Raw genomic sequence first — 1446 nt, 5'->3', positions numbered from 1 at the left:
TGTTTCCCGAGGCTCGCCAGCGTATCGGCCTGAACCCGACGCTGCAGGCCTGGCTGGTGTCGCCCGAGCATCGTTTGTTCCACCAACTGTGGCACGCGACCCGGGACAAGTGGCACCGGCTTTCCGAAGAGAAGCGTGACGCCCTGCGCGGCATCGGCTGGCAGCCCGGTCCCCGGGGGCAGGAGCGCGATGCGCGCGGTCCGAAGAAGGATCGCAACGGCTCGGGCATCGATTTCTTCTTCATGCACCGGCACATGCTGGGCACGGCGCGTTCCATGCAGGATTTGCCGTCCTGGCAGCATTTCCCCCTGCCGCAGCCGGAACTGCTGCGTGATCGCCTGGGCTTCGCCCGCTATTTTGACAACCATGACGGCGGTTCCCTGCCGCCGGCGTGGCTGGCCGATGACGATGACGACTACAGCCAGTGGGTCAGCGACATCAAGGCCGGCGAGACCTACCACAGCAACTTCCAGGTCTGGGAGTCGCAGTATCGCAACCCGCGCTACCTGGCGAACCTGACCCTGGGCCAGTTCGGCTCGGAGATTGAACTGGGCCTGCACGACTGGCTGCACATGCGCTGGGCCTCGGTGCCGCGTGATCCTTCCAGCGGTGCACCGGTGCCCATGGCCCGCGATCCGGCGGACTTTTCCCCGCGCTGGTACCAGCCGGAAAACGACTTCCTCGGCGACCCGTTTTCTTCCCATGTCAGCCCGGTGTTCTGGCGTTTCCATGGCTGGATCGACGACCGCCTGGAGGACTGGTTCCGCGCCCACGAGCGTTTCCATCCCGGCGAGCTCAAGCGTCTGGAAGTCAATGGCGTGCCCTGGTTCGCCCCGGGGCGCTGGGTCGAGGCCGGCGATCCCTGGCTGGGGCCGGTGACCCACGGTTGCAGCACTATCCCTGGATTGCAGACCGGCAAGACCGTGGAGATGGACCCGGAAACCATGAAGCTGGCCCTGCGCATCACCTTTATCGAGGATGAAAAGCAGTTGGCCGATCTGCTGCGCAAGGTGCCGCGCCGGCCCTGGTATGCGCGGCATTTGAAGGTCAGGCAGCGGCTGCTGTAGTGGAGCCGGACTGATCGCGAACTTCGAGTCTGGAGGTCGTTGTTAGGGGTGTTCAGATCGAAAGGGCCACTTCGGCCAGGAAGCTGAACAGTTCTGGGTATCCGGTCTGCTGCCATGCTTGGGTTTCATGATCAAAAAAGCACACCTCTGCCAGGCATTGGTTATTTTCAATCCGGAATCCGTAGAAGTCGCCGCAGCCGTTCTCTGAAAACAACAGATGACACTTGCCAATCAGTGGGTGTTGTCGATTGATTCTGGCCAGGTTGAAATCGCTGTCTCTGTCCAGTGAGTAGACGATTCCCAAGGCAAAGTAGCCGCCCCCATGCTTCAGCAGGAACTGGCGGTACTCGACAGGAAGTCGCAGCGCCAGGTCATTTTG

Annotated in this window: 2 protein-coding genes; one reads left to right on the top strand and one right to left on the bottom strand. The window is 62.2% G+C overall.

Annotated elements, in window-relative coordinates:
• A partial coding sequence (pvdP, locus tag BLX41_RS35095) for a pyoverdine maturation tyrosinase PvdP (protein ID WP_259744711.1) occupies positions 1-1067 on the top strand: 1067 nt, incomplete at its 5' end.
• Between the two features lie 52 nt (positions 1068-1119).
• Here pvdP and BLX41_RS11355 read toward each other — a convergent pair.
• The coding region (locus tag BLX41_RS11355; RefSeq protein WP_259744709.1) for an SMI1/KNR4 family protein at positions 1120-1446 on the bottom strand (327 nt) is incomplete at its 5' end.

Origin of the sequence: Pseudomonas protegens (genome assembly GCF_003732485.1) — a bacterium.
In the GTDB taxonomy this organism is placed as follows: domain Bacteria; phylum Pseudomonadota; class Gammaproteobacteria; order Pseudomonadales; family Pseudomonadaceae; genus Aquipseudomonas; species Aquipseudomonas protegens_B.
Note: the sequence above shows the minus strand (reverse complement) of the source record. Positions and strands in the feature narration are given on the sequence as shown.